The sequence below is a fragment of the Nocardioides sp. genome (assembly GCF_041600255.1).
In the GTDB taxonomy this organism is placed as follows: domain Bacteria; phylum Actinomycetota; class Actinomycetes; order Propionibacteriales; family Nocardioidaceae; genus Nocardioides.
Genome location: NZ_JBFIKK010000181.1, coordinates 1 through 4,845 on the forward strand (window position 1 = coordinate 1; position 4,845 = coordinate 4,845).

Below are 4,845 nucleotides of genomic sequence, written 5' to 3' on the forward strand. Positions count from 1 at the left end.
CCGTGCCCTCGATCCCGCTGCGCATCACTTCTTGTCGGGAGTTGTAGAGCGACTCCATCAGCCCCGAGGTCGGCGTGTCGGGGAGGCTGGCGTAGGAGGCCACGTAGGCGAAGCCCGGGCCGAGGGTGGGCAGGGCGTAGTAGGAGAGCGTGCCCAGTGACCAGGCGATGCACTGCGAGGTCGCGAACCAGTAGCCGTAGGTCAGGTTGCGCGACCAGACCAGCCACCCGGTCAGGGCCAGCGGCACCAGCGGCAGGAACCACAGGTAGATGTAAGACAGGGCGTACGCGGCGACGCCGGTGCCCAGCACGTCGTGGAGCAGGACGGCCGGGTCGTTACCCAGCAGCAGGGCCTTGTCGAGCAGGTGGAGCTCGCGGTCGTACTTGGTGTCGCTGAGCACGAACGGCAGGAACGACTTGAGGTTCCGGTAGCTCACGTAGGTGATGTAGAAGCAGACGACGCCCATCACCACGAGGGTGACCCGGTCCTTGGTCCAGTGCTGGTGCACCCGGGCCTTGAAGATCGCGGGCATCAGGGCCGGGTGCATCCGGGACTTCCAGAGCGTCCGGGGCAGCAGGTCGGCGAGGAACGCCGCTCCGACCAGGATCGGCAGCCGGGCCCACGAGGGGCCGAGGAAGCCGTCGGGGTCGGCGAGCCGCTTGTCGAGCAGGATCGCCGTCAGGACCGCCAGAAAACCCATGACGGCGGCGATCCCCAGCAGGAGGGCGTAGGCACGGCGATGCACCGCGCCAGTGTAGGGCGCGCGCGCCCGACTCAGGGCTCGGGGAGCACCGCCAGACGGGTGGCGTTCACCACCAACCGGATCGGCGCCCCCGCACCGGGATGCACGTCGAGCGGTGCCACCGCGTCGATCTCGCCCAGCTCGGGCACGTCCACGACGAGCCGGACCAGGTCCGGCGTGGCCCGACTGGAGACCACCAGTCCGGCCAGGGGTCCGTCGGGGGCGACCTCCAGCGCCGAGCGCCGTACGGCGACCGCGGGGGCCGCCGGCAGTCCGGCGGCGGCCAACACGGTTCGCGCCGCCTCACCGCGCAGCACCCGGGCGTAACCCAGGAAGAGCGCGGTCTCCGGGTCGGCGGGTCCGCGCCACACCTCGGCGATCACGCCCTCCTGGACGACCCGGCCCGCGCGCATCACGGCGAGCCGGTCAGCGACCGTGAACGCCTCCTCGTGGTCGTGGGTGACCATCAGCGCGGTGGTGCCGGCGGCCCGCAGGATCTCCCGCAGTTCGCCGGCCAGGCGCTCGCGCAGGCCGGCGTCGAGCGCGGAGAGCGGCTCGTCGAGCAGCAGCAACCGGGGCTCGACCGCCAGCGACCGGGCCAGCGCGACCCGCTGCCGCTCACCGCCGGACAACGTGCCCGGCAGCCGGTCGCCGTACCCCGCCAGCCCGACCAGCTCGAGCAGCTCGTCGACCCGCTGGGCCACCCGGGGCGCCCGGCGCAGCCGCAACGCGTAGCCCACGTTGCGTGCCACGGTGAGGTGCGCGAAGAGCTGGCCGTCCTGGAACATCAGCGCGAAGCCGCGCTTGTGGGTGGGCACGCCGGCCAGGTCCTGGCCGTCCCAGCAGATCCGGCCGCTGGCGTTCGGGCCCAGCCCGGCGACCGCCCGCAGCAGGGTCGACTTGCCGCAGCCGGACGGTCCGAGCACCGCCAGCACCTCGCCGTCGGGCAGGTCGAGCGAGACGTCGACGACGGCCGGGATCCCGTCGTACGCCACGGTGACCTCGCGCAGGCTGAGCATGGTCAGAAGGCTCCCACGGACGGCACCCGGAGCCGTTCGACGGCCAGCATCACCAGGGCGGTCGAGGCCGCGAGGACCACGGAGGCCGCCAGCGCCATCCCGTAGTTCAACTCGCCCGGGTGGCCGATCAACCGGAAGATCACCACCGGCACGGTGGGGTGCTCGTCGCGGGCCAGGAACGAGGTGGCCCCGAACTCGCCGAGCGAGACCGCGAAGGCGAATCCGCTGGCGGCGAGCAGCGGTCGCCAGACGATGGGCAGGTCCACCACCAGCAGCGTGCGCAGCGGCCCGGCGCCCAGCGAGGCGGCCGCCTGCCGCTGCCGGTCGTCGATCCCGGCCAGCACCGGCACGATGGTCCGCACCACGAGCGGTAGCGCGACCAGCGCCTGGGCGATGGGCACCAGCAACGGCGAGTCCCGCATCGACAGCGGTGGCTGGTTGAGGGTGATCAGGAAGCCGAAGCCCAGGGTCACCGCGGAGACCCCCAGCGGCAGCATGAAGAAGCCGTCGAGCAGCGAGCGGACCCGGCGTTCGGCGCGGGTGCGTGAGCTGCGGGTGACGATGACGGCGACGAGCAGTCCCATCGACAGCGCCATCCAGGTGGCGTCGACCGCCGTCCGCAACGAGGTGGCCAGGGCCTCGGTCACCGGCACCAGCAGGGCCTGCTCACCGGTCGTGGTGAGGGCCCGGTAGTTCCCCAGGCCCCAGTCGCCGCCGACCCGGAACGACCCGGCCACCAACGACGCGATCGGCGTCGCGACCAGCACCAGCAGGAGCGCCGTCGAGACCAGCACCGGCCAGTCGCCCCGGGAGGGGCGCCGCGGCGTCGCGACCACCACCGCCCGGGTGGGGTCGGGTACGGCGCGCAGCCGGCCGGAGACGATCAGCAACCCGACGACGGTGGTCAGCTGGAGGAGGGAGAGCGCGGCCGCCGCCCGCAGGTCCAGCAGGTTGGTGGTGAGCAGGTAGATCTCGGTCTCCACCGAGGAGTAGCGCAGCCCGCCCAGCACCAGGACGATGCCGAAGGCGGTGGCACAGAACAGGAAGACGACGCTGGCGGCCGAGACGATCGCCGGACGCAGGGCCGGCAGGGTGACGGTGCGCAGCACCTGCACCGGGCTCGCCCCCAGCGCGGCGGCGGCCTCGCCGGGCCGCGGGTCGAGCGCCTCCCAGGCCGCGCCCACGGACCGGATCACCACCGCCACGTTGAAGAAGGCCAGCCCCAGCACGATCGCGATCGGGCTGCCGTCGAGGCCGAGGAAGCCGAGCGGACCGGAGTCGCCCAGCAGGCGCCGGAAGGCCACCCCGACCACCACGGTCGGCAGCACGAACGGCACCAGCAGCGCGGAGCGGAGCAGCCGACGGCCGGGGAAGCGGAGCCGGTGCAGGGCGTAGGCCGCCGGCAGGCCCAGCAGGACCGACAGCGCGGTCCCGGCCGCCGCCGACCAGAGCGTGAACCAGACCACCCGGCCGACGCGTGGCCGGGTCAGCACCTCGAGCACACCGACCGGGTCGAAGCGGCCCTCGGGCCACAGCCCGCGCGCCAGCATCCCGCTGACCGGCAGCACGAAGAAGACGCCCAGCACCAGGACCGGCACCAGGGCCAGTCCGACGAGGGTGAGTGGTCGGGTCAGTCCCGGCCGGAGCCGGGCACCGCGACTCAGCGGGAGGTGACGTCGCTCCACTCGCGCAGCCAGTCGTCTCGGTTCGCGGCGATCTCGGACGGGTCGACCGCGTAGGCCTCGTCGGGCTGGACGGCGTACGCCGCCCACTCGGCGGGCAGGTCGACGTCGTCGCGGACCGGGAAGACGTACATGCTCTCCGGCAACGACGCCTGGACCTCGGCGCCGGTCAGGAAGTCGATGAACGCCTCAGCACCGTCGACGTTCTCGGCGCCGTCGAGGACACCGGCGTACTCGACCTGCTCGAAGCAGGTCTCGAGCAGGGCGCTGGTGGTGGAGGCGTCCGCCCCCTCCGGGACGGTGAAGGCCGGCGAGGAGTCGTAGCTCAGCACGATCGGGCGATCGCCCTCTCCGCCGCCGGCGGTGAAGTCGACGAAGTAGGCGTCCGACCAGCCGGCCGTGAGCTTGGCCCCGTTCTCCATCAGGTCGGCCCAGTAGCGCGGCCAGTCGTCGCCGTACTCGGCCACGGTGGCGAGCAGGAAGGCCATCCCCGGCGAGCTGGTCGCGGCGCCCGGCAGGACGAGGAGGTCGCGGTACGCCGGGTCGGCGAGGTCGGCCAGGGTCGTCGGCGGGGCCAGCTCCCGCTCGTCGAACCAGGTGTCGTCGACGTTGATGCAGACGTTGCCGTTGTCGACCGGGGTCAGCCGCTGGTCGTCGTCGCCGGGCAGCGAGTGGTCGCCCGCCCCGGCGGGCAGGTCGTGCTCGTAGGCGGCGAAGACACCGGCGTCCAGCGCCCGGGACGCGAAGGTGTTGTCCACCCCGAAGGCGACGTCGCCGATCGGGTCGTCGGCGGTGAGCACGAGCTTGTTGGTCAGGGCACCCGCGTCGCCGGCCTTGCGGACGACGACCTCGAAGCCGGACTCGGTCTCGAACTGGCGGAGGAGCTTCTTCGGCAGCGAGAACGAGTCGTGGGTGACCACGACGACCCGGTCCGAGGCAGGGCCGTCGTCCTGGACGCTCTCGCCGATCGCGGAGCAGCCGGTCGTCGTCACTGCGAGCACGAACGCCGCGGCGCCGGCCCGGCGGGTGGACATGGAAATGGACCTCAAGGTGACTCCCTTCGCCGGTACTAACCGGAGCAGGTTCAAGGGTCTGCGGCGGATCCGCACTCTCAGCACGCACGCGCGTGCTCCCCTGTCGTGTGGGCCCAGCCTACGCAGTCCCGCCCCGGTTCCCCATCCGGGTGTGGCAGCCTCGAGACATGAAGCCCAGCCGCCGCCACGACCTGCTCGCGTGGACGATCCCCCGGATGCGCCGTGCAAGCGAGCTGGACAGCCTCGAGGCCGAGCGGGAGCGACTGCTGGCCTGCCAGGCCGACCGCGACCCCGGGCTGCCGACCCGGGCGGTGTGGCGCTTCGCGCAGCAGTTCTCGGTCATCACCGAGGAGCTGGACGGGCCCGCC

At 72.7% G+C, this 4,845-nt stretch carries 5 protein-coding genes and 1 riboswitch; of the genes, 1 reads left to right on the top strand and 4 read right to left on the bottom strand.

The window, feature by feature from the left end; translation table 11 throughout:
- The 4 genes from ABZE72_RS15630 to ABZE72_RS15645 form a co-directional block, all read right to left on the bottom strand.
- Positions 1-745 (bottom strand): phosphatase PAP2 family protein (locus ABZE72_RS15630; RefSeq protein ID WP_372729960.1); only part of this gene is annotated, 745 nt, incomplete at its 3' end.
- A gap of 29 nt (positions 746-774) precedes the next feature.
- Positions 775-1,761, bottom strand: coding sequence for an ABC transporter ATP-binding protein (locus ABZE72_RS15635; protein WP_372729961.1), 987 nt, complete (start codon positions 1,759-1,761; stop codon positions 775-777).
- Between the two features lie 2 nt (positions 1,762-1,763).
- Positions 1,764-3,446, bottom strand: a complete 1,683-nt coding sequence (locus tag ABZE72_RS15640) for an ABC transporter permease (RefSeq protein WP_372729962.1) — start codon at positions 3,444-3,446, stop codon at positions 1,764-1,766.
- Positions 3,422-4,477, bottom strand: coding sequence for a thiamine ABC transporter substrate binding subunit (locus ABZE72_RS15645; RefSeq protein ID WP_372729963.1), 1,056 nt, complete (start codon positions 4,475-4,477; stop codon positions 3,422-3,424). The genes ABZE72_RS15640 and ABZE72_RS15645 overlap by 25 nt, the downstream gene beginning before the upstream one ends.
- 4 nt (positions 4,478-4,481) lie before the next feature.
- Positions 4,482-4,589: riboswitch (TPP riboswitch) on the bottom strand.
- Positions 4,590-4,644: 55 nt separating this feature from the next.
- Here ABZE72_RS15645 and ABZE72_RS15650 point away from each other — a divergent pair.
- A partial coding sequence (locus ABZE72_RS15650) for a hypothetical protein (protein WP_372729964.1) occupies positions 4,645-4,845 on the top strand: 201 nt, incomplete at its 3' end.